Source organism: Pseudoalteromonas sp. S3785 (assembly GCF_005887365.1).
Classification (GTDB): Bacteria; Pseudomonadota; Gammaproteobacteria; order Enterobacterales; family Alteromonadaceae; genus Pseudoalteromonas.
The window spans coordinates 47,548-70,206 of record NZ_PNCT01000007.1 but is presented as its reverse complement, the minus strand read 5'-3'; the positions used below and the strand labels follow the sequence as shown (position 1 = coordinate 70,206).

General features: G+C 40.2%; 25 protein-coding genes. 13 read left to right on the top strand and 12 right to left on the bottom strand.

From position 1 onward, the window contains the following. The first annotated feature begins 154 nt into the window (after positions 1-154). The 6 genes from CWC17_RS02650 (at position 155) to yegD (ending at position 7,108) form a co-directional block, all read left to right on the top strand. The gene (locus CWC17_RS02650) at positions 155-1,018 is read left to right on the top strand and encodes a mechanosensitive ion channel family protein (protein WP_138612011.1); all 864 of its coding nucleotides are present in this window, start codon (positions 155-157) and stop codon (positions 1,016-1,018) included. 409 nt (positions 1,019-1,427) lie between these two features. Further along, positions 1,428-3,692, top strand: a complete 2,265-nt coding sequence (locus tag CWC17_RS02645) for a TonB-dependent receptor (RefSeq protein WP_138612010.1) — start codon at positions 1,428-1,430, stop codon at positions 3,690-3,692. Between the two features lie 104 nt (positions 3,693-3,796). Further along, positions 3,797-4,096, top strand: coding sequence for a hypothetical protein (locus CWC17_RS02640; RefSeq protein WP_138612009.1), 300 nt, complete (start codon positions 3,797-3,799; stop codon positions 4,094-4,096). Positions 4,097-4,149: 53 nt separating this feature from the next. Beyond that, positions 4,150-4,806: an HAD family hydrolase gene (locus CWC17_RS02635; protein ID WP_138612008.1), complete on the top strand. Its 657-nt coding sequence runs from the start codon at positions 4,150-4,152 to the stop codon at positions 4,804-4,806. Between the two features lie 33 nt (positions 4,807-4,839). Then, positions 4,840-5,682, top strand: a complete 843-nt coding sequence (locus CWC17_RS02630) for a DNA ligase (RefSeq protein WP_138612007.1) — start codon at positions 4,840-4,842, stop codon at positions 5,680-5,682. 61 nt (positions 5,683-5,743) lie between these two features. Further along, positions 5,744-7,108, top strand: coding sequence for a molecular chaperone (gene yegD, locus CWC17_RS02625; protein WP_138612006.1), 1,365 nt, complete (start codon positions 5,744-5,746; stop codon positions 7,106-7,108). 11 nt (positions 7,109-7,119) lie between these two features. Here the strand turns inward: yegD and CWC17_RS02620 are convergent, their stop codons facing one another. Genes CWC17_RS02620 through CWC17_RS02610 form a run of 3 tightly spaced genes read right to left on the bottom strand, consistent with a single transcriptional unit; the run spans position 7,120 to position 9,461 of the window. Continuing rightward, entirely contained in the window at positions 7,120-7,584 is a 465-nt protein-coding gene (locus CWC17_RS02620) for a methylglyoxal synthase (protein ID WP_055014093.1), read from the bottom strand. 42 nt (positions 7,585-7,626) lie between these two features. Further along, positions 7,627-8,271, bottom strand: a complete 645-nt coding sequence (locus CWC17_RS02615) for a LysE family translocator (protein ID WP_138612005.1) — start codon at positions 8,269-8,271, stop codon at positions 7,627-7,629. Continuing rightward, the gene (locus tag CWC17_RS02610; protein ID WP_138540685.1) at positions 8,271-9,461 is read right to left on the bottom strand and encodes a multidrug effflux MFS transporter; all 1,191 of its coding nucleotides are present in this window, start codon (positions 9,459-9,461) and stop codon (positions 8,271-8,273) included. The genes CWC17_RS02615 and CWC17_RS02610 overlap by 1 nt, the downstream gene beginning before the upstream one ends. Positions 9,462-9,644: 183 nt before the next feature. Between CWC17_RS02610 and CWC17_RS02605 the strand changes: the two genes are divergently transcribed. After that, positions 9,645-10,118: a hotdog fold domain-containing protein gene (locus CWC17_RS02605; protein ID WP_138540686.1), complete on the top strand. Its 474-nt coding sequence runs from the start codon at positions 9,645-9,647 to the stop codon at positions 10,116-10,118. Positions 10,119-10,391: 273 nt separating this feature from the next. Here the strand turns inward: CWC17_RS02605 and CWC17_RS02600 are convergent, their stop codons facing one another. From CWC17_RS02600 to CWC17_RS02590, 3 genes are all read right to left on the bottom strand, one after another. After that, on the bottom strand, positions 10,392-10,883 hold the full coding sequence (locus CWC17_RS02600; RefSeq protein WP_055014089.1) for a bactofilin family protein: 492 nt from the start codon (positions 10,881-10,883) through the stop codon (positions 10,392-10,394). After that, positions 10,873-12,036 (bottom strand): peptidoglycan DD-metalloendopeptidase family protein, encoded by a 1,164-nt coding sequence (locus CWC17_RS02595; protein WP_138612004.1) that lies wholly within the window; start codon positions 12,034-12,036, stop codon positions 10,873-10,875. Before CWC17_RS02595 ends, CWC17_RS02600 begins: the two co-directional genes overlap by 11 nt. Positions 12,037-12,173: 137 nt before the next feature. Continuing rightward, positions 12,174-12,488, bottom strand: coding sequence for a YebG family protein (locus tag CWC17_RS02590; RefSeq protein WP_055014087.1), 315 nt, complete (start codon positions 12,486-12,488; stop codon positions 12,174-12,176). A 345-nt stretch (positions 12,489-12,833) separates the two neighbouring features. Here CWC17_RS02590 and CWC17_RS02585 point away from each other — a divergent pair, with 345 nt between their 5' ends. Then, positions 12,834-13,130 carry a ComEA family DNA-binding protein gene (locus tag CWC17_RS02585; protein WP_055014086.1) on the top strand — a complete coding sequence of 99 codons (297 nt, stop codon included), beginning with the start codon at positions 12,834-12,836 and terminating at the stop codon, positions 13,128-13,130. 13 nt (positions 13,131-13,143) lie between these two features. Here CWC17_RS02585 and CWC17_RS02580 read toward each other — a convergent pair whose 3' ends face one another. Together CWC17_RS02580 and dsbB are read right to left on the bottom strand one after the other, a co-directional pair. Continuing rightward, complete coding sequence (locus CWC17_RS02580; protein ID WP_138612003.1) at positions 13,144-13,446, bottom strand: DUF6170 family protein; 303 nt, start codon at positions 13,444-13,446, stop codon at positions 13,144-13,146. Between the two features lies 1 nt (position 13,447). Next, positions 13,448-13,966 carry a disulfide bond formation protein DsbB gene (gene dsbB / locus CWC17_RS02575; RefSeq protein ID WP_138612002.1) on the bottom strand — a complete coding sequence of 173 codons (519 nt, stop codon included), beginning with the start codon at positions 13,964-13,966 and terminating at the stop codon, positions 13,448-13,450. Between the two features lie 632 nt (positions 13,967-14,598). Here dsbB and fadR point away from each other — a divergent pair. Together fadR and CWC17_RS02565 are read left to right on the top strand one after the other, a co-directional pair. Next, complete coding sequence (gene fadR, locus CWC17_RS02570; RefSeq protein ID WP_055014083.1) at positions 14,599-15,312, top strand: fatty acid metabolism transcriptional regulator FadR; 714 nt, start codon at positions 14,599-14,601, stop codon at positions 15,310-15,312. Between the two features lie 235 nt (positions 15,313-15,547). Beyond that, on the top strand, positions 15,548-16,153 hold the full coding sequence (locus CWC17_RS02565; RefSeq protein ID WP_138540691.1) for a peroxiredoxin: 606 nt from the start codon (positions 15,548-15,550) through the stop codon (positions 16,151-16,153). Between the two features lie 86 nt (positions 16,154-16,239). Here the strand turns inward: CWC17_RS02565 and CWC17_RS02560 are convergent, their stop codons facing one another. Together CWC17_RS02560 and smpB are read right to left on the bottom strand one after the other, a co-directional pair. After that, a complete protein-coding gene (locus CWC17_RS02560; protein WP_138612001.1) occupies positions 16,240-18,831 on the bottom strand; it encodes a TonB-dependent receptor in 2,592 nt (863 codons plus the stop codon). A gap of 379 nt (positions 18,832-19,210) precedes the next feature. Beyond that, positions 19,211-19,690: an SsrA-binding protein SmpB gene (gene smpB, locus CWC17_RS02555; protein WP_055014080.1), complete on the bottom strand. Its 480-nt coding sequence runs from the start codon at positions 19,688-19,690 to the stop codon at positions 19,211-19,213. Between the two features lie 145 nt (positions 19,691-19,835). Between smpB and CWC17_RS02550 the strand changes: the two genes are divergently transcribed. Beyond that, positions 19,836-20,273 (top strand): type II toxin-antitoxin system RatA family toxin, encoded by a 438-nt coding sequence (locus tag CWC17_RS02550; protein ID WP_055014079.1) that lies wholly within the window; start codon positions 19,836-19,838, stop codon positions 20,271-20,273. Then, positions 20,273-20,590, top strand: a complete 318-nt coding sequence (locus tag CWC17_RS02545) for an RnfH family protein (protein ID WP_138540770.1) — start codon at positions 20,273-20,275, stop codon at positions 20,588-20,590. The genes CWC17_RS02550 and CWC17_RS02545 overlap by 1 nt, the downstream gene beginning before the upstream one ends. A gap of 61 nt (positions 20,591-20,651) precedes the next feature. On the opposite strand, the gene CWC17_RS02540 is transcribed toward CWC17_RS02545, so the two are convergent. Next, positions 20,652-21,011: an outer membrane protein assembly factor BamE gene (locus tag CWC17_RS02540; RefSeq protein ID WP_055014077.1), complete on the bottom strand. Its 360-nt coding sequence runs from the start codon at positions 21,009-21,011 to the stop codon at positions 20,652-20,654. Between the two features lie 107 nt (positions 21,012-21,118). Between CWC17_RS02540 and CWC17_RS02535 the strand changes: the two genes are divergently transcribed. After that, on the top strand, positions 21,119-21,433 hold the full coding sequence (locus tag CWC17_RS02535; protein ID WP_138540771.1) for a GIY-YIG nuclease family protein: 315 nt from the start codon (positions 21,119-21,121) through the stop codon (positions 21,431-21,433). Here the strand turns inward: CWC17_RS02535 and CWC17_RS02530 are convergent. Beyond that, positions 21,419-22,597: a tetratricopeptide repeat protein gene (locus CWC17_RS02530; RefSeq protein WP_138612000.1), complete on the bottom strand. Its 1,179-nt coding sequence runs from the start codon at positions 22,595-22,597 to the stop codon at positions 21,419-21,421. The genes CWC17_RS02535 and CWC17_RS02530 overlap by 15 nt on opposite strands. Positions 22,598-22,659 lie beyond the last annotated feature (62 nt).

The window sequence follows — 22,659 nt, the reverse complement described above, 5'->3', positions numbered from 1 at the left end:
ACACCCACTCCAGAGACTTTAGAAGCAGACCCAATTATGAACCAAACTAAATTTTTACTGAACAAACAACAAACAACAAACAACAAACAACAAACAACAAACAACAAACAACAAACAACAAACAACAAATAATGAATAAGACTTTGGAAAATACATGACGCTCGAACACATTCAACATTATCTTAGCTTTGTCATTTTTACCTACAACGACGTACACATCACCGTAGCTAAGGTTATACAGGTCCCTTTAATTTTATTTGCTATGTGGTTTGTAGTAACGCGGATTGGCAAACTTATTAAAAAAACACTGCTGGCTAAAAAAATAAGCCAAGATGCGGTCCATCTGTTTACGCGCATTTACTTTATTTTGAGTATTGCGATACTTATTTTCACCTCGTTAGAGGTCTTAAATATTCCACTTACTGCCTTTGCTTTTGTATCAGGAGCCATAGCCATAGGGGTAGGTTTTGGCGCGCAAAATATTATTAATAACTTTATCAGCGGTTGGATATTAATGTGGGAGCGCCCAATCCGCATTGGGGATTTTTTAGAGGTGGGTAACGCAAAAGGCGTTGTTGAAACTATTAATACACGCTCTACCCGTATCCGCCGAAACGATGGTGTACATATGCTGATACCTAATTCCCAGCTTTTAGAAAACACCGTGACGAACTGGACGCTAATAGATGGTAATGCACGTTCGTCGGTAAGCGTGGGCGTAGCCTATGGTTCAGATGTTGTGCTTGTTAAAAGGTTAATTCAACAAGTGCTTGATGAGCATGATGCTATATTAGCAAATCCAACAGCTTCTGTTTTATTTGATGACTTTGCTGATAGCTCTCTTGTATTCAATGCGATTTTTTGGGTTTGTGCAGAGTCAGAAACCATGCTTAGGAAAGTACGCAGTGATATTCGCTTTAGCCTTTATGACGTATTTGAAAAGCACGATGTATTAATTGCATTTCCACAGCGCGATATTCACATTGATGGAGAAATAGCGCTAAAGCGTACTCAATAAATTTAGCTTTTAAAATTTAGTAGCATTGGTGGGTTTTAATTGCGTGTTTCTGTATTGGGTTTATTTGTCAGGTTACATATTTTTGCTACTTTAAAGTGGGTTTTGATGGTAAGGACATATGTCCGCATTATTGGCCTTTTGCATCTAAAAAAGGGTAAAAAAGCAAGGGAATGTGGTTAAATGTTGCAAAAAAGTTTACTTTTTTGTACATATTTATGCAGTAAATTTGTAATACGATGGTATAATCTCCATCGTTCGTTCAGCCTCATTACTCCGTTTTTGTACTCTCGGTGATGAGGTCCGCGCGCCATAAAGCTAGACGCGAAAAATTGTACGAGCCCGCAATGAATACATTGCGCAACACAAAAAACCGTTGAACAAGAGTGCATACAAAAGGTTTATACCCGACATGAAAGCAATCAAAAAAACTGCAATAGCGACCATAATTAATGCTGCTTTATTATCTGCAGCTGGTACCTCTGTTTCTACTCTTGCTGCTGAAGAAGAAACTGCAAAAAAAAATAACCAATTAGAAGTTATTCAAGTTACTGCTCGTAAACGTGTAGAAAATGCACAAGAAGTGCCTGTTGCTGTATCTGCATTACAAGGTGATAACCTTGATGCTTATAGTTCTGCTGGTATGGATATTCGCTTTATGAGTGCGAAAATCCCAAGCCTTTCAATCGAATCATCGTTTGGACGTTCTTTCCCTCGTTTTTATGTTCGTGGTCTGGGTAATACCGATTTCGATCTTAATGCTTCACAACCTGTTTCATTAGTTGTTGATGAAGTAGTTCAAGAAAATGCTATTTTAAAAGGCTTTCCTGTATTTGATGTTGAGCGTGTAGAAGTACTACGTGGCCCGCAAGGTACACTGTTTGGCCGTAATACGCCGGCTGGCCTAGTTAAATTTGATACTGTTAAACCAAGCCAAGAATTTGAAGGTTACGGTGCTGTTTCTTACGGTAGCCGTGGCGCTGTAGACACTGAGGGCGCTGTAGGTGGCGCACTAACAGACCGTTTATCTGCACGTGTTTCATTACTATGGCAAGATAAAGACGATTACATTGATAACCAAGCGCCTGGCTTTGAAGCGAAAGACGAGCAGGGCGGCTACACAGAAAAAGCAGCGCGTATTCAGTTTTTATACGAAGGCGATGATTTTACTGCTTTACTAAACTACCACACGCGTGACTTAGACGGCTCACCTATTGCGTTTCGTGCAAACGTTATTGAAGCTGGCTCAAACGATTTAGTAGACAACTACGAGCATGATGTTGTTTATCAAGATGCTGCTGTACGCAACACCCAGCAAGTTGAATCTGAAGGCGCAAGCTTAAAGCTTGAGTGGGATATTAGCGATGAATACACGCTAACTTCTATTTCAGGTTGGGAAAGTGCAGAAATATACTCACGTGCCGACATTGATGGTGGCTACGGTGCTGAATACATTCCTGATTACATGGGCCCAGGTTTAATTCCATTTTCTTCAGAAAGTGCGGATGGTATTCCTGAGCAAGACCAGTTAACGCAAGAGCTACGCCTTGCAAGTAACTTTAGCGGTGACTTAAACTACCAAGTTGGTCTTTTCTACTTTGATGAAGAGCTTACAATCGAAAACTTTAGTTACGATACGTTCTCTTCACCTGCTGGCGCTTTAAACGGTTATGTTCAGCAACAACAAGACACAACAGCATGGGCTATTTTCGGTTCTGTAGATTATATCTTCTCAGATAAGTTAAAAGTAACTGCGGGTCTGCGTTACTCAGATGATGAAAAAGATTTTGTTGCAGACCGTACAATTAGCCCAATTGGCGGTGGCGCTTTATACGTAGAACGTAGTGTAAGCGACAGCCACGTAAGCTGGGATTTATCTGCAAACTACAAAGTTAATGACGATGTGAACTGGTACAGCCGTGTAGCAAACACGTTCCGCGCACCTAGCTTGCAGGGTCGTATTTTGTTTGGTGATGACGTAACAACAGCTGACTCAGAAACAGTTACTTCATTCGAAACAGGTATTAAGTCGGATGTTCTTGACGGCCAAGGTCGTGTAAATGCAACTGTATTTTACTACACTATGGACGACCAACAACTTACAGCTGTAGGCGGTGGTGCTAACTTTAACCGCTTAGTTAACGCTGATAAAACTACAGGTTATGGTTTTGAGCTAGACACTGAATGGGTATTAAGTGATGAGTTTAATGCAACATTTAACTTGAGCTACAACAAAACTGAAATTAAAGATAACGATTTAGCAGTGGCTGTTTGCGCACAATGTACAGTTAATGACCCTATTAACAGTGCAGGCTTAGCGGTACTTGATGGCAATAGCTTACCGCATGCGCCAGAGTGGATCTCTAACTTTACCCTTCGTTATAACAAAGAACTTGCTGACGGTAATTTCTTTGCATTAGGTGATATTTCTTATCGCAGCGAGATTAATATGTTCCTTTACGATTCTGTGGAATTTGAAGGCAAAGCATTAACAGAAGTAGGTTTACGTGCAGGTTACGAGTGGGCTGAAGGTGACTATGAGTACCAAGTGTCTGCTTTTGTTCGTAACTTATTTGATGAACAGCAAGCAATTGGTGCGGTAGACTTCAATAACAATACGGGCATTGTTAATGAAGAGCGCTACATTGGTGCTGAATTTAAAGTTAACTTTTTCTAAAACTAACTTAAATTAGACTAATTTTAAAAGCCTGCCTTGTGCAGGCTTTTATGTTTTTATAAAGCTGGTAAAGTAGCGTTAATTAAATTGAATGAGATAAACAAATGGCTGGATTTTGGAACTACCGTGTAATTTTTTGTGAAGCAACGAAAGACGAAGCAGCGCAATACCAAATACACGAAGTAGAATATAACTTAAATGGTAAAGTAACTAATTGGTCAGAAACAGGCGCACCGCCTTTTGGTACAACATTAGATGAGCTAGCAGCTGATGCTGATCGTTTAAAAACGGCGCTAGAAAAACCAGTGCTTAAGGTTGTACGCAAAGCCCGAGGCTACGAACTGGTTGATGTTGAAACCGGTGAGGAAGCATTTGCTGAGCCACCTGCTGGCTTAACAGCATAATATTATAAAGGCGCCTAGGCGCCTTTTTTAACGTTAAAATTTAAGGAATGAGGATGAGCTTAAACGCAGTATTGTTTGATATGGACGGCACGCTAGTTGATTCTGAAAGTATGCACTTTGAATGTTGGAGCCAGCTGCTTGCACCCTACAATGTAAGTTATAACGAAGTGGAGTTTTGTCAGCGCTTTTCAGGGCGTCCAACGTTAGAAGCAGCAATTGATATTAAAAATGAGCATAATTTAAACGTCAGCGCACAGTTTTTAGCAGATGAAAAATATCGATTATTTGGTGAATACGTAAAAACTAATTTACCGCCCGTTATGCCTTTTACTGAGCAAACCTTACACGCTGTTAAAAACAGTGGGCTAAAAATGGCGTTAGTTACCGGCAGTGCTCGCAGCGAAGCAATGCCTATTTTAAAAGGGCTAGGTTTTTATAAGTTATTTGATACTATAGTAACAAAAGACGATGTAACAAATCCAAAGCCTGCAGGCGATCCTTACCTTTTAGCGCTTGAGCACATACATGTAGACCCAGAGCATGCAATTGCAGTAGAAGACACCTATACGGGCGTTTGCGCTGCAACTAATGCACAGGTTAGTGTTGTTGCCATTGCAAATCATCATACAGTTGACCATGACTTTAGTAAGGCGACGTACAAAATGGCTGACCTAGGTGAGTTTTGGCAGTGGGTCGAATCTCAACTATAGTTAAAGCCTTATTTTATTTGCAGGGATGCAGTAATGGCTCAGCTAAAGTACTTACTTTTAATTGTTATTTTAATAGGTTCATCGCTTACGTTTGCGGCGCAGCCTCAGGTGTTATTGGCAAAAGTATATGATGAATCTAAACATGGTGATATTAGCGAATATCTCGTTAGTGAAAAATTTGATGGTGTAAGAGCAATATGGACGGGTGATAAGTTTATTACCCGCAGAGGAAATGCGATTAATGCCCCGAGTTGGTTTACGGCGCCTTTACCCGATGTTTGGTTAGATGGAGAGTTGTGGATAGCACGGGCTCAATTTTCTTTGGTCAGTGGGGTTGTAAGAACTAAACATCCCCGTAATTCAGATTGGCAGGCTATACGCTTTCAAATATTTGATATGCCAGATGCAACCCTTCCTTTTAGTACGCGTTATAAAAACTACCAAGCCTTGGTAAAACAAATCAATAAGCAGCATATAACTGCAGTTAAGCAACACCGCTTTACTAGCACAGCCCAACTAACAGAGTACTTTGAAAATTTAACTAAGCAAGGGGCTGAAGGGGTGATGCTGCATTTAGCCAATGCTAAATATAAAAGCGGGCGCAGTAATACATTATTAAAATTAAAGCCCTACCTAGATGCTGAAGCAGTTGTTATTGCACATTTACCCGGTAAAGGAAAATACACCGGTATGTTAGGTGCATTAAAAGTAAAAACGCCCCACGGGCAAATATTTAAAATAGGCACGGGCTTTAGTAACAAACAGCGCCAAGCACCGCCGGCTATAGGCAGCACGGTAACGTATAGGTACCATGGGTTAACAAAGCATGGCTTACCACGTTTTGCGAGCTTTTTAAGGGTGAGGGAGGGTCACTAGCGTTTATAATTTTGGTAAAGTATGCTAAATTGCGCGGCCTTTTTCTAATGTATGGTGAAGTATGTTTGTAGGTTTTGATTACGGTAGTTCTAATTGTGCCATGGGAGTTATGGAGCAAAAGGAAGTACAGTTAGTGCCACTTGAGCAAGGAAAACATTATTTACCTTCTACTCTTTATACGCACCATAGCGCATTAGTTGTCGACTTTGTGGCAAAGCATGTAAAAGGCACAGCACACGAGCATGACTTTTTAACGCAGCGCCAAGCTTTATTAAATACACTCCCGCGTATAAAGTCAGATCTTGATTTACAGCCTACAGATGAAACGCTTTTTATTGGCCGTGAAGCTATTAGTGAATATGTGCAGTTTCCTGAAGAAGGCTATTTTGTTAAATCTCCTAAATCATTTTTTGGTGCCACAGGATTAAAGCAAGGGCAAATTAATTTTTTTGAAGACATTGCAACCGCAATGATTTTAAAAATAAAGCAACGCGCCGAGCTTTCGCTTGATAAAGCACTTACCCAAACAGTTATTGGGCGTCCTGTTAACTTTCAGGCCGTTGGCGGTGAGCAATCAAACCAGCAAGCGCTTGGTATTTTAGAGCGAGCTGCAAAACGCGCAGGCTTTAAAGATGTTGAGTTTTTATATGAGCCGCTTGCAGCCGGAGTTGATTACGAAAGTGGTTTGACTGAAGATCAAAAAGTATTAGTTATAGATATTGGCGGTGGTACCAGCGACTGCTCGTTTGTAGAAATGGGGCCAAGCTTTAAAGGTAAAAGTGAACGCGATAATGACTTTTTAGCGCACAGCGGTAAACGTGTTGGCGGAAATGACTTAGATATAGCCCTTAGTTTTCATGGCTTAATGCCTTTGCTTGGTTTGGGCAGTACCTTTAAATCGGGCTTACCTTTACCAAACCAACCCTTTTGGCAAGCCTGTAAAATTAACGATGTAAATTTACAAAGCCAGTTTTACAGTGAAAGCCACTACAGAGAACTCACCGCACAATTACGCGATGTAAGTGCGCCTGCGCTTTACAAACGCTTAATACAATTACAGCAAAATAAGCAAGGTCATCAACTAGTTCAACAAGGTGAGGCGGCTAAAATAGCACTTTCAACTGTAAGTACATTTGATTGCAACCTACATTTTTTAGATAGTGATCTTAATAAAAACCTATCGGTTAGTGATTTAGCGGTTGCAGTAGAAAGCAGTATTAGTCAAATAGTTACGCTTGCCAAACAGGCAATTACCGATGCAGCCACCACCCCAGATGTTATTTATTTAACGGGCGGAAGTGCGCAGTCACCGCTTATTAAAGCGGCGTTAAGTGAGCATTTAGGTGATATAAAAATGGTGAACGGAGATCACTTTGGTAGTGTTACAGCTGGCCTAACAAAATGGGCCAGCATGCTTTATAAGTAACCTAAAAAACTTTAAAGATTGATTTGTCGGGTTGCGAGATACTTTTCGTAATCCGGCAAAGTACGTTCCAGCTCTGTATCCATAAGTGGTGAGCTCAAAAGCATATCGGCACTGACTTCATTACAGGCCACGGGAATATTCCAAACAGCGGCTAAACGAAGAAGTGCTTTCACGTCCGGATCATGTGGCTGTGAGGCCAACGGGTCCCAGAAAAACACCAATACATGAATTTCATGCTCGGCAATTTTTGCGCCTAACTGCTGATCGCCTCCCATCGGGCCACTTAATAATTGAACCACTTCAAGCCCTGTTGTTTTTTCAATCAAATGCCCTGTAGTGCCTGTGCCATAAAGCGTGTGTTTGCTAAGCGTATTTTTGTGTTTTTCACACCATAGTTTTAGCGCGGCTTTTTTTCCATCATGAGCAACTAAGGCAATATTTTTATTGGCTGGTAACGACTGTTTTTTTTGTTCCATGCTGCATCTTATTATTTGTGAATAAATACTACTTATTTGTAACTAGTATAATAAATTTATGGCAAGCGCAATGAACACTATACCGGTGACTCTATCAATCCATAGCTGACTGTGTGGATTACTTCTAAAAAACTGGGCAATTTTATCGCCAAAATAAATATACGTGCAGTCAATCGGAAAAGCAAAAATAGGGTAGAGCAAACCAAAAAAAGCCAGCTGAAAAGTCGCTGATGATAAAGTTGGATCTACAAATTGTGGTATAAACGCAATAAAAAACAACGCCACTTTAGGGTTTAGCACCTCGGTCATCATGGCTTGAAACATTACATTTGATTTTTTACTCGTACTAATGTGCGGTTTGTCTTCGCTTGTACTGTCCTCTGAAGTGTCGGGGCGCTTTAATGTGCCCTTGATCATCATGAGCCCTAAGTAACATAAATAGGCGGCCCCTGCATATTGCACTGCACTATAAGCGGTAGGCGAGGCTTTTAGCACTGCGCTTAAACCAATCACGGCCAAAAAGGTATGTACCACACCACCTAAAGCAAACCCAAAAGCACTTTGTATCCCAGCTGCTCTACCATTGGCAAAGGTTTGTGCCATTAAAAATGCGTTTGATGGCCCAGGGGCCACCGCCATTAAAAAGCTTGCGAGTAAAAATGATGCTAAAAAATCTGGGTTTATCATTAATTAGCCGGGTGCAGTGAGTGGGCTTTTTTACTCATTAAAATTAGCCAAAGTGGCGTCAGTAATAATAAGTGAAATGCAATTAGCCAAGGTGTGCTAAGGCCTAAATATTGCGTCAAAAATACAAGTAAGCTAGCGCCACTCATTTGCATAGCTCCAATTAATGCTGAGGCAGTACCCGCTTGCTTAGGGAAGCGCGATAATGCCATACCAGCTGCAGAGCCTAAGCTCAAAGCAAAACCAAGTGCGGCTATTAAAATAGGCAGCATAAGCGCAATGGCCGACTCGATATGGCTAAGCGCAATCATTAATATACCTGAGCCTACTAACACAGTAACACCTACACGCAGGGCTTTTTGACTATTGCGCTTAATGTAAATGGGGGTAGTAAAGCTGGCTACGATGCTTAAAATTGCATTGAGCGTAAACCAAAAAGTAAAGTCGGTCACTGTGCCACCTAGGTGTGTAATAATCCACCCCGGTGCTAAGGTAACAAACACAAGGATTGCGGACATCGCAACCATACACAGCAAGCTATTAAATAAAAATATGGGAGTGGTTATTATTGGTACAAAGCGACGTAGGTCTAAAATGTGCCCTTGATAGTGACTATCTGCAGGGCGAGTTTCTCGAAATAGAGTGAGCGTAATAACCAACCCCGTTAAGGCAAATAAAGTTAAAAACATAAAGTTCATACGCCAGCCAAATTGCACGGTAAGCCAAGCACCTAAAATAGGTGCAAGCGCAGGAATAAAGCACACAATTCCATTTAAATAGGTGATCATTTGCCCACTACGTTCGCTGCCATATTTATCACGTACGATAGCAAAGGCAACAACAAACGTAGCACATGCACCTAAGCCTTGTAGAGCGCGTGCACACATTAATACAGCAAAAGAGGGCGCCATATAGGCGAGTAAAGCTGAGCCTGCATATAAACTAACACCAACAACCGCTACTGGTTTTCGGCCAAACTTATCGGCAAGTGGCCCCGCAATTAATTGCCCTAAACCCACAGTAAGCATAAAAATAGCTACCGTTTGCTGAACTTGTTGTTCAGTCACATTAAATTGCTTGGCAATAGTTGGAAAAGCGGGCAGATAGATATCAATAGCCATAGGGCAAAAGATTACGAGTAACGCTAAGATGAGTAATAAAATTAAGTTGGGTTTAGCGGGCTGTGTTTGCATTAGGTCTCCTTTTGCTGGCTATTTTAGGGGTCCGCTTATAAAAAAGAAAGGACTTATGAGTGAGCCACACTCCATTGTGATAAATATTTCATGACATAAGGATTAACAGCACGATGAATTGCACTTTTTTTAACTGGTCTGATGTGTTAGTTTGAATTTATAAACACAAGATAGGAAATAACAATGAGTAATAAATCTGCCCTTTTAAAAACGTGGCATAAATTTAAACGCTTACCTTTTGGCAATTGGTTGTTTAGTAAAGCAGTTTGTATTAAAGCCCCTTATTTTGGCTCAATGAAACCGTATGTGCTCGATTTAAGAGAAGGGCACTGCAGTGCTGTGGTAAAAAATCGCCGAAGCGTACATAACCATATTGGGACTATTCATGCTATTGCACAATGTAACTTAGCGGAGCTGTGCGCTGGTGTAATGGTAGATGCGACCGTGCCATATAAAACGCATCGCTGGATCCCTAAAGGAATGACGGTGCAATATTTAGCTAAAGTTGATACCGATGTAACGGCTATTGCAGAAATTGACTTGCCACGCCAATGGGTAGATAAAGAGGATTTAGTGGTGCCGGTCAAGCTTTTTAATACCCGCAATGAACTGGTGTTCACTGCCGATATTACAATGTACATAACCGAAAAAAAGTAATGAGTGCTTAGGGCGTGTTGTTCTTTGCGGATTGAAATTTGTTCAATCTAGGGGCGTTCAAATCGCGGCGCGAGGTTTGTAACCTAGTGGGCTAAGTAAAAACCGAGCAACAAAGAGTTTATCGCCCCTAGGCAGAACCCGAAGGGCAGTGCATGTTTGGCATTTATGCTGCGTTATCGCCTATTTATGGGGAATAACCACACTTCATAGGCTCTGCCTTGCCTAAAAACCAAACATACTGCTGCAAATTCAAACGCCAAAGGTCAACACGCCCTAATTAGATTTAGCTTTATCAGCGGCTTGTTTATTTACAAACGATAAGTCGCTGTCAGCCCCATCAAGCAAAGTTTTTACTTCTTTTGCGGGCTTTAACTCTTCGCTAATAAGTTCCGGTTCTTCTTTTTCAAAGCGTTGTTTTAAGCTGCCTTCAATAATGGCTCCTGCGTCAATACTGAGGGTGTCGTGAAAAACATCGCCATGCACGTGAGCACTGCTTTGAATATTCACTTCACTGGCGTTAAGAGAGCCAATAATTTTGCCCTTTACAACGACGCTTTTAGCCTCAACCACACCTTCAACAATGCCGGTAGAGCCAATTACCAAGTGCTCTGCTTTTATATCGCCATCAATGCGGCCATCTAGCTGTACTTCGCCTTGGCTGGTAAGTGTGCCAGTTAAGCGCACATCTTCAGAAATAATAGAAGGGGTGTGATTTACTCTTTTTAAAGTAGCCTGGCTACTTGATTGCTTTTTTTTACCGAACACGAGAAAGCGCCTTTGTTATTTTTAGAGGATTGACATGTTTGCCATCGAGTAACACTTCATAGTGTAAGTGGGTGCTGGTACTTCTGCCAGTGCTACCCATTAATCCAATTGCCTCATTTTTAGCGATTGTTTGGCCTTTTTTCACTTTAATCTTATTTAAGTGGCCAAAACGGGTTATCAAGCCATTTTTATGCTCTAGCTCTATAAAGTTACCATAGCCGCCGTTTCTGCCAGCGCGAAGCACAACAGCATCGGCAGGGGCAAAAATTTCGGTTTTGTGCCAGCCGGCTAAATCAACACCTTTGTGAAAAGCTCGGCGGTTGTTCATTGGATCTTTTCGAAGACCAAAGTTGCTCGAAATATAGTATTTAGCCGCAGGTAAGGGCAGAGAGTTAGGCAGCTCGGTTAAAAAGTTTTCAAGGTTGTTGAGTAATAATAGCTTATCAACAATGGCTAAAAACGGCTTTGGTATTTTAGTTTCATCAAATACATCTAACGGCCCACCTTGTGCGCTGTTTTGGGAGGCCAGCGCTATATGTTGTTCAAGAGCGGATTCTAACCCAGCCCCTTTTAACATCGCTAAAATTGCATCGTGGCGCTTATTTATTTGTGCATCGATACGCGCAAAATTATGCTCATAGTGTTTATTTAAGCGCTCATATCGTGCAGCAAAAGTTATTGGCGTAAATAGGTTTGCGTGTTTGTTTTTTTGTTCTTCATCAACAAGCGGCTCATGAAACTCGCCTTTGTCTTCATTTATAGGCGATTCAAGTTGTTCTTCTAGTTTTATAGTATCTTTGCTTATAGATGCGGGGAGAGATTCAATCATACCTTGTAAAAGCGCTTGCTTTTGCTCAAGGACAGCAAGTTGCTCTAACTGCTTAGCGTGCAGCGCCTTTTGTTCACGAACCTGTTTTTGCCAAACTTGTTGCTTATCAATTTGACTTTGTTCAATGTATGTTATTTTATTTGTTTGGCTATAAACACGAAAACTAGAAATACCCACCCAAATAATAGTGCCTAAAATAAGTAGTACTGTAAAAAGCTGAAACCAAGGCGCCAAAACAACATGCTTAACTTCGCCATTTTGACGAATAAGTAACTGACGGGCTGGAAAAATTTTTTGGTAAAAAGACTTAATAAATACTGACATGACACATAAATACTCGCTATTAACCGGATTAATGTATCAATTTCAGTTTAAAAAGCCAGAAAAAATTTGTAACTGTTCAAAAATTAATAAAAAAGGGCTGCTATTGATAGCAGCCCTTTTTTATAAATCGTCGCAATTTAGCTAGCTTGTTGCTCATCGTTATTTTTTATTGATGCTACGTTGTCGGCTTTTTTAGCTTTCGCTGCGCCTTTTGTTGAGGGCTCTTTTGCACCTTTTAGCACTGCCATAAAGTCATCTTTACTCTTTGCAATTTCAAGCGCGAGCGATTCTACTTGTTGCTCGCTTAAAGGCACATCTACTTTTTCCAGCATTACTTCAAGCGATTCTGCTATATCGAGCATTTTGTCATAGGCATCCGCTTCTTTTTTAGTAGTAAACGTCATTCGCTCAACTCCGTTTCGTTCTACAACATATTTAACAACAACAGCCATGATCTCTCCTGCTTGATTGCGTGGTAATGTGGTTACTGACTTGTAGGTCACTGTTTTTATATACAGTAAATGTTTGCGAAATAAATTGCAAGTATTCACGACATTTTAGATTGTCATAAATTTGACAAAAAAGCGTAACTTTACTTTATTTAGATAATCACTTTGTTGTACCAGCTGCATTTTAGGTTTTCGGATTTGGGTGATTATGCACTGGAAATAATATAAGTGATGCAAGTCGATCCTTATTTTAGATTATTTCCTCTAATAAAAACTAAGCCCTTGCTTAAAGCCAAATTAGCCGTTTAACCATAACGCTTTGGCATAAACAAAAATAAGGAATAACAAATGAAAAATCTTTTAACGCTACTTATTATTAGCTTTTTAGGTTTTAGCGCGCTCACCTACGCTAACCCTGTGGTTGATAAGCCTATGGCTGAAATGCAACAGCCCCCAGTTATTAACATTAATAGTGCCGATTCAGAAATGCTATCAACGCTTCCCGGTATTGGTAAGAAAAAAGCGCAGGCTATTGTTGATTACAGAGCCGAAAATGGTGAGTTTACTGAGCTAAGTGATTTAGCTAACGTAAAAGGAATAGGCAAAAAGTTGGTAGCTAAATTAGAAGGAAAAGTATCTCTATAGGTTAGGCAGGGCGCTAAGCGCCCTGTGAATATTGCTCAAGTGCTTTTGTTAAATACTTTTTAGCAAAGTTTATTTCAATCGGTGCTGTTAAAAGTGGGTAACACAGTCCACCTAAAATTAAGAAGGGGATGAGTTCCCATCCTTTAAAAACAGTAAATAATAAAAATAATGGGCTGAGCAATAGCAGCTTTACTATTCTCAATAACACTCTATCGGTTGCGGGGAGCATACTTAGCGCAATCGCAACAACGGCTTGTCGCTGTCTCACTTTAAGGTGCTTTAATTCAGGCAGCTGACTGGTAAAAAATGTAAACATATTAAATAGACTTTTTAGTAAGTAAGCGAGTGATAACAAGTACAAAAAGCGTGATAGTAAATAACGCAAAAAGAATTTCCATCCACGCTGGCATACTTAATCCTGCAAATTGCCAATCAATATTTCCGCAATCCCCAGTGGCTTGAAAAAAACTAGGGATCCATTCATGCAGTGGCATAAAAGCTGGGAAGTTAGGCTTAAATTCACAGCTAAATGCAAAGGGATCGGTGGTTGTTTGCATTTCTATGTGTTCCCGCGCAATAAAGTAGCCCCATACGCTTGATATACCCCACACTAAATAAGCAATAGTACGTACTAATTTACTCTGCGGTTTAGTTGCGCCAATAACACCCGCCCCTAATAACCCTAATACCGCAGTTCGCTGGTAAATACACATAATGCATGGTGCAAGGCCCATTTGATATTGAAAAAACAGTGCGGTGACTTCTAATAAAAATACAATGCCTGTAAATAGTAGCCATGGAGTGCGTTTAGTAGGGAGGTTTGCTAGCCAGTTCATAAAAAATCCGCATTGAATTAAGACGTTGAATTATGTACTAGGATAAAGTAACGAGCAACAAAAAGGGTAAAAAAGCTACCGAAGGGGCATTTTTTAAGATGAAATTAATAAGAGGTTATTGCCATTCTATTTAGATAAAGGTTATTTTGCTAAATAAGACATTAAATAAAAGTAAAAGGCTTATTTAAACGTTACAGTTTACATGCTCTGTTGTATGCATGCTTGAATGTACTTGCATACAAGGTGCTGCGCACTTGAGCTTTTGTAGTAACGTAATGGTGAAGTAATACAGTAATAGTATTACATAGATGCAAGTGATGAGAGTAACGCAGCAGTTATAGTGCCCACTAAGTTACAAACCTCCCGGCGCGATTTAATCCCCCCTAGATTGAACAAATTCAATTCAAAAAGATCAACACACCTTAATGTACCTACTATGAATAGGGTAAATTTATATAGCAAATTTGGCCAAATTTAAGCATGTTGAATTTTACAATTTATTATTACGAAATTTTCAGCTGATGGTTGACACTTATATCAACGAGTTTACTTGTTAGTTATATTTCATCTGGTACAATCTGTCAGTTATTCGTATAAAACGATGTGTTGTGATTAATTCGAGTGGGAATTGAATGAGAATTTTTAAAGCTAAAAGCCCAGCAGGATTTGCTGAAGAGTATATAGTTGAATCTATCTGGAACGGCGATTTCCCTCCAGGTTCAATTCTACCTGCAGAGCGTGAGCTTTCTGAGTTAATTGGTGTAACCAGAACAACCTTACGTGAAGTACTGCAACGCTTAGCCCGTGACGGTTGGTTAACGATTCAGCACGGTAAGCCTACAAGAGTAAATAACTTTTGGGAAACATCAGGGCTGAATATACTTGAAACTCTAGCGCGTTTAGATGAAGACAAAATGCCTGAGCTAACAGATCAGTTACTATCTGCACGCACCAATATTAGTGCCATTTATACTCGTGCTGCTATTAAATATAACCCTGAGCGTGTTATTGAAATTTTATCTAAAAGCGATGAGCTCGAAGACACAGCACAAGCTTTTGCTGATTACGATTATAAAGTTCACCACGAATTAGCTGTTGCGGGTAATAACCGCATTTACGTACTTATACTTAACGGTTTTAGAGGGTTTTACTTTAAAATTGGTTGCCATTATTTTTCAGACGCAGGCACTCGCCAGTTAGCACGCCAATTTTATAAAGACCTAACCGTATTGGCTGAAAAACGTGAGCACGATGGTGCGATTTCGATGATGCGTAAGTTTGGCCATCAAACGGGTGAAATTTGGCAAAATATTAAGGGTGATATGCCTTCCGATATCATGGATTAAATACTTTTTAAAACCTGCATTTGCAGGTTTTTTTATAGCCGTAATAAAGTTTTAATATCTGTTCGGTATTTTCGATTGTATACATCGCTAAATACGATTGTTCTTTTTTCCTTATTAAATTTAAAATGCCATGTAATTATGTGTTGGCGCTATTGTTTTTTAATTTTTAGTGCCCATATAAGTATCAGCATTGCGTATGCAATCGACAACAAACTCAAAATATTTGGAGAATAAAATGGGTGTATTAGTAGGCCGCCAGGCACCAGACTTTACCGCTGCAGCTGTTCTAGGTAATGGTGAAATTGTAGATAGCTATAACCTTCATGAAACAATTAAAGGTAAAAAAGCAGTAATTTTCTTTTACCCACTAGATTTCACGTTTGTATGTCCTTCAGAACTTATCGCATTTGATAAGCGTTATGAAGAATTCCAAAAGCGTGGCGTAGAAGTAATTGGTGTTTCTATCGATTCACAGTTCTCACACAACGCATGGCGTAACACTGCTGTAGCAGACGGCGGTATTGGTAAAGTTAAATACGCACTAGTTGCAGACGTTAAGCACGAAATTTGTAAAGCGTACGACGTTGAGCACCCAGAAGCGGGTGTTGCATTTCGTGGCTCTTTCCTAATCGATGAAGAAGGTAACGTACGTCACCAAGTAGTGAACGACTTACCACTTGGCCGTAACATCGACGAAATGATTCGTATGGTTGACGCACTAGCATTCCACAGCGAAAACGGCGAAGTATGCCCAGCTGGTTGGGAAGAAGGTAAAAAAGGTATGGACGCAAGCCCTGAAGGTGTTGCTAAATTCCTATCTGAAAACGAAGGCGAGCTATAATCTAGCCCTACGTTTTTAATAAAAAACCGCCAATTGGCGGTTTTTTTGTTTTTAGTATGACCCATTTAATAATGGGCTATATTAAATTAAAACGAGAAGGTTACTTTAGTGTAGAAGTAACGACCACGTGGGTTGTGCACTCCCGACGCATAACCGTAGAGATCCGCATCGCCATCACCAATGGCAAATGGTGGCTCTTCGTCAAACACGTTATTTACACCAAGCGACACTTTCGTTGCATCACTTACACGGTAAGATGTTTGTAAATCTACCAGTGCTTGCGAGTCAACCATTCGTGATGTATTACTATCAAAGTCTAAGTTACCGTCAAAGTCTATATCTGGGGTATCTTCAAACTCGCCTACATAGCTAATATTTACGTTGGTATTAAATTGGCCAATTTCCCAGTTAGTAGAGAAAATCCAACGGTGCTCTGGATAATAGTATTCACCCGTGTAATCACGACCATCTTTTTCAAACTTGTTCTGGTATGCCCATTCTAAGTTAAATTTAAGTAAGCCTAAATCATCCAATGAGTGGTTGTAATTTGCTGATAAATCAACACCAGACACTTCTTGCGAAGAGACGTTTTCAAAGGTGCTGTATATTTTTTGAATAGTCCCTAAGCTATTACCGCCACTAGGGGCTAAGCGTACACATACAGTGCTATTTTGGTTATTACACTCAGAGTTATAAATTGGGCCAAATTCTTGCTCATCAATTTTATTATCTTGTGTGATACTCCACACATCTACACTTAAACCAAACTCAGCAGAAGGCGCCCAAATAAAGCCAACATTCCACGATTCTGACTCTTCGGCTTCTAGGTCAGGGTTACCAGCAAATTCAATGTTGTAATCTAGCGCGTCACAATCAAGTCCGGTTGCTTCACAGCGGTATGTATCTACAAAAAACTGACTCTCCTGTGATGGACCCAAACCTACTTGTGCAAGCGATGGCGCTCTAAACCCTTGTGCCCACGAACCACGAATGGTTATTTCGTCAGTAGGTGCCCAACGTAAAGCGACTTTAGGGTTTGTTGTATTACCAAAGTCGCTGTAATCATCGTAACGTCCAGCGAGTTGTAGCTCTAGGTTTTCAGCAAGTGGGATTGAAAATTCCACATAGGCTGCGTATTGGTCGCGCTCTGCTGCAGCAGACACAGACTCCGTACCAAAAATTAAACCGCGCTGAAATTGGTCATCCGGTGTATCGGTTACATCTTCTTCACGGTATTCAATACCCGCGGCCATCATAACCACATCATCACCAAAGCTAAATGCTTCACCAGAGATGTTAGCGTCGAATGAGGTCATATGAGACTCACCGCGGCGTACTAGGCTTGTGGTAATTCTATCAATGACTTCAGGGCTGTTATAGGTGCCACCAAATGGGTTGTAGTTACCGGCATCAATTTCTTGTTGTAAAAAGTCAGTGCGTACCCAGCCTTGTGAGCGATCGCCCGTTTGCATCGACTTACTACGGCCTTTTTGAACAGCTGCTTCCCAGCTCCATTCGTTTATTTCACCTCTTAGACCGGCCACAAATCGTAGTGTGTCTGACTCAATATTCCATTGGCGAGCGCCTGCATCCACTGTGCGGTAGCGGCCAATTTGGATATCTTCACCAAACGGATTATTTGGGTGGCTAGCGGGTACAGTTAAACCTGCGTCTTCATCAAGTGGCGTAGGGGCGCCGGCTGCAACAGAGGTATTATGCTGTACTGCCATTTCCAAAAAGCCAGTAATGTCGTTATCAAAATTGTATTCAAATTGAGAAATAGCACCTACGCGCTCAGACTCAGGGGCAATATAACCAAATGGGCCGTAATCAAATAAACAACTGCCGCTTGCTGTTGCGTTTTCTGCGGGACAATCAGGGTCAATTGTTTTTACACCATCAACATAAAAGTAGCCTGGAAAGCCACGAGAAGAGCGAAAGTCTTCGCCGCCATAAGGCGATTGATTAGCGGTGCCTAAACTGCCCATTTCGTCTGATGAAAGCGAGGTGTTTTTAAAGTAGTCAATAATAATTGAGGCGCTACTTTTTTCGCTAGTCGTACCCCATACTAAACTTGCTGTTGTTTCTTCGTAATTAGGGCCATCGGTACCGCCGTAGCCTAAGTTTAGTTCAACGCCATCTATGTCTTTTTTCAAAATAACGTTGACAACGCCCGCTACTGCATCAGAGCCATAAATTGCTGATGCGCCATCTTTTAAAATATCAATGCGTTCAATCGCCGATACCGGAATACTATTAATATCGACAAATGAGTTTGTAATACCTTCGGCAAAGGCACTAATAGCCACACGACGGCCGTTGATCAATACTAAGGTAGCATCTGCACCTAAACCGCGTAGGCTGACCGCCGCAGATCCATTTGCAGTTGAATCTTGATTGTTGCCGCGAGTAGAGAAAGTACCGCTGCCTGCCACTGGCATTCTTTCGAGGAGTTGTTGAAGGTTATCGTAACCCATGTTTTCGATATCTGCTTTGCCAATAGATTGTACTGGCGAAGGTCCTTCGATATCGGTGCGTTTTATGCGCGAACCTGTTACTTCAATGCGTTCTACTTTTTTTGCTTCTTCAGCAGCATAAGTTGTTGTTGTAAACCCTGCTGAGAGTGCGATTGTAGCACCTGCAATTATGCTAGGTGTAAATGCAATTGATTGCTTCATCCTTAAGTCCTTGTTGATATGTTATAAATTTAGTTGCTTAACAAGCGCTGACATTAATATCATGTAACTTAAGTGTTATCAATCTTCACCCTTTGCGATTTTAGTATGAGTTTTTGTAGAGTATTGAGGGAAAAATATTCAATAATAGAAACAAAGAAAAAGGATAGACAAGCCTAAATTACTCGCTTTGTACCATAAAATTTGCGCACTAAAATGGGCGAGTATCTAAAGAGATTAAAAATAAAAATAAAATGTAATAATTTATTTATACAACGCACGGGGATGAATTAAATAAAGCTGAGGGTAATTTGATCAGGTTGTTTTAAATTCAACCGATGAAAACTTAAAAAAAACGCCTAAAGTAAATTAGGCGTTGTGCTTATACTTTGTGTTTCATGAGGCGTTCTTTCTCACGCGACCAATCTTTATTTTTGCCATCTTCACGTTTGTCATGCATTTTTTTACCTTTAGCTAAGTGAAACTCAAGTTTCACCCAACATTTTTTCCAATACATGGCAGTGGCAACAAGTGAGTAGCCCTCTCGCTCAGTGGCACCGACTAATCTATCAAGCTCTTTGCGGCTTAATAGTAGCTTACGATAACGCATAGGATCGCAGATAACGTGGGTTGAAGCGCTATTTAAAGGCTGGATTTGACTGCCTAACAAAAAAGCTTCGCCATTTTTAAGATGAATATAAGTTTCTGAGATATTTACCTTACCAGCTCGGATGCTTTTTACTTCCCAGCCCTGTAGTTCAACACCTGCTTCAAACTTGTCGTGTAAAAAATACTCATGACGCGCTTTTTTGTTAAGCGCGATGGTATTACTGTTCGATTTTGATGATTTTTTCTTAGCCATAGTGCCCTATAATATACGTATTAAGAGATGTTTTACATCGATTTTTTACATGCGCCTTTAAAATAATCAAGTGAACTTAAGACCATGAAAATTTGGGGAAACGCGCAAAGCTTGCTAAAATTCGCCCACACAGTTGGGAGTGAGTATGCCACAAATAGAAAAAAGTGCGCTGGTTATGTACAGCACTAAAGAGATGTTTGACCTAGTTAATGATGTAGAAGCTTATCCGCAGTTTTTACCTAATTGCTCAGACTCTAAAATCGTTTCGCAGCACAATAATAACATGACCGCGAGTTTAGAAATATCTAAGGCCGGTATAAAAAAGTGGTTTACCACTGAAAACACCTTTATAGATGAACAAACTGTTCAATTAAGGCTAGTTGATGGCCCGTTTAAAACATTAAAGGGGCGTTGGCATTTTCAAGCGTTAGATAATAAGGCATGTAAAGTTGAGCTTAAGCTTGAATTTGAATTCTCTAGCAAGCTTATCGAATTGGCGTTTGGTAAAATATTTAATGATGTAGCCAAAAATATGGTTAGTGCATTCACGCAGCGTGCAAAAGATGTATACGGAGCAAGATAATGATTAGGGTTGAGATAGTTTTTGCATTACCGACTAAAGCAACCACATTAACGGTGGAAGTAGCGCAAGGAACCACAGCCGAACAAGCTGTTATTCAATCGGGGATCATTGAAAAGTGCCCTGAAATAGACCCAACTGCGCTTACACTAGGGGTATGGAATAGAACAGTAAAAGCGCATTACGAATTAAAAGATGGAGACAGAGTTGAAATCTATCGCCCACTTATCGCAGACCCTAAAGATGCTCGAAGAAAGCGTGCAGAAAAAGCAAAAGAGGAAGGTCGAGCAAATAAAATTACCGGTGGTCGTCCTTTATAAAAGTAACCAGTATAGGTATTAAAAAGGTGAGCCATGCTCACCTTTTTAATACCTAAAGCGTTTACTGCTCTAAAGGAGTATCAAAGTTTTCGGGTTGATCATAATCACCCGAAACAGCAACCAGTTTTTCATTTTCAAATTTAATCACCAACTCTTTATGCTGCTCATTATCGCGGCCTTTGTTAAAGCTATACACATAACGCCAGGTGCTATTATCAAAGGCATCCTCTGCAATAGGACGACCTAGTACATAAATAACTTGCTCTCGCGTCATATTTACACGAAGCTTATCTACATCTGATTGCTCTAAAAAGTTACCCTGTGGGATATTGATTCTATATACCCAGCTAGAACAACCTGCTAAAGAGCTGAATGTGAGAGCAACGATAAGCCAAAGAGAAAAAGTTTTTAACGACTGCATTGTTAGTTGTGATCCTTATTTTTTATAATCTGCATAATACCGATTAGTCACTGAAGGTAAAACCCTTTTAAGAAATTGTTTTTAGTTACGAGGGTTAGGGCAAGGTTTTGACCACAAACATACACAAAAGTTTAAGTATAAATATAAGCAAAGAACACAAAGTACCCTCAACGTGGTATTTGTATATAGTGCAAACGCGTTTAGGCCACTGGTATACAGGTATAACAACAAATGTTGATAAGCGCATAGCTGCACATCAAGCTGGTAAAGGTGCAAAAAACCTAAAAGGCAAAGGCCCTTTGGTTTTAATTCATCAACAAAAGGTAGGCACAAAGAGTGAAGCCAGTAAGCTAGAGTGGCAAATTAAAAAATTAAGCAGGGCACAAAAAGAGCATTACGTCCAGCAGCTAATGATTAAGTAAGGCTGTGGCATTTTTTAATGCATTTAATTTATTACGATAGCGGGCTTTGTCATAATTAAATTCGGCATTTATACCCGCCAAGCGCATATAATGTGTTGCCTGCTTTATATTGCCGGTAAAATAATACGCTTGTGCAAGGCCAAAATGGCTTTCGTGTAGTTTAGCGTCAATTTTATAAGCGCTTTTAAAATGCTTAATCGCTTGAGAGTAGTTTTTAAGTGCCAGCTCACTATTACCCAGTGATATATGGTAATACGGGTTAGCTTGGCGCTTTTTATTGAGCTGTTTTAGCATTTGTTGGCCCTGTTTAGCGCGGTTACTTAAGGTGTACAACACTGCGAGATTACCTATGGCAGTGTGGTTATTTTTATCAAGCAATAAAGCATAGTTATAAGCCTGTTCGGCTTCTTTTAAATAATTAAGCTGCCTAAATACAATGCCTAAATTCCCCCAGCCACCGCTGTATAATGGGGCGGCTTCAACTGCGGCACTAAAGTAGCTATAAGCTAAATTATAATTTTTATTTACTAAAGCTAGAGCGCCTTTATTGTTATAAAACATAGCTGTAACAAACTCTTTGCTTAATGGGCTGGTTTTAAATCGTTGTTTTCTTATGTTCGGGTCAAAATCTATGGTTAACTGTTTATCACGTTGATAAACCATTGTGGCTGGTATTGTTTGCATAAGCGCATTGTCAATTGATAAATTAATATGTCCTGTTAGTAAATTAACCCCTTTATTCATTGCCCAATATTCAGGAATATGAACTTTTTGAAAGCGCGCTTTTATGCCTAAATAATCGGCTAAGCTATACGCTAATATCGATAACGACAGGCAATTAGCGTTTAAATTAGCGTAGGTTTGAGATGCACTCAGCGTGGCGCCACTTTGATAAGTTAACGAGCTATCGCCGTTTTTTAATAAAAAACTTAAAATACTGTTTGCTAAGTAATGCGCGCTTCGCTTACTGGTTAGGTGGGCATCAAGTTGGGAGGTGATTGTTTTATCGAGCTTAAATATGTCTTGCTCGGTTTCAACGTTAATACGGTTAAAGCTTGGATGGTTTGCAAGGGCCAGCGGTGGCGGCTCACGCACTGTGCTGTTACATGCGCTTAAGTATAAGCAACTACTGAGTAATAATGCGTTAAAACAAGATATGCTCATAAACCACCTCCAACATATTACATCTATAAGTGTAGATGCAATATGTGAAGGTAGTTTATTAA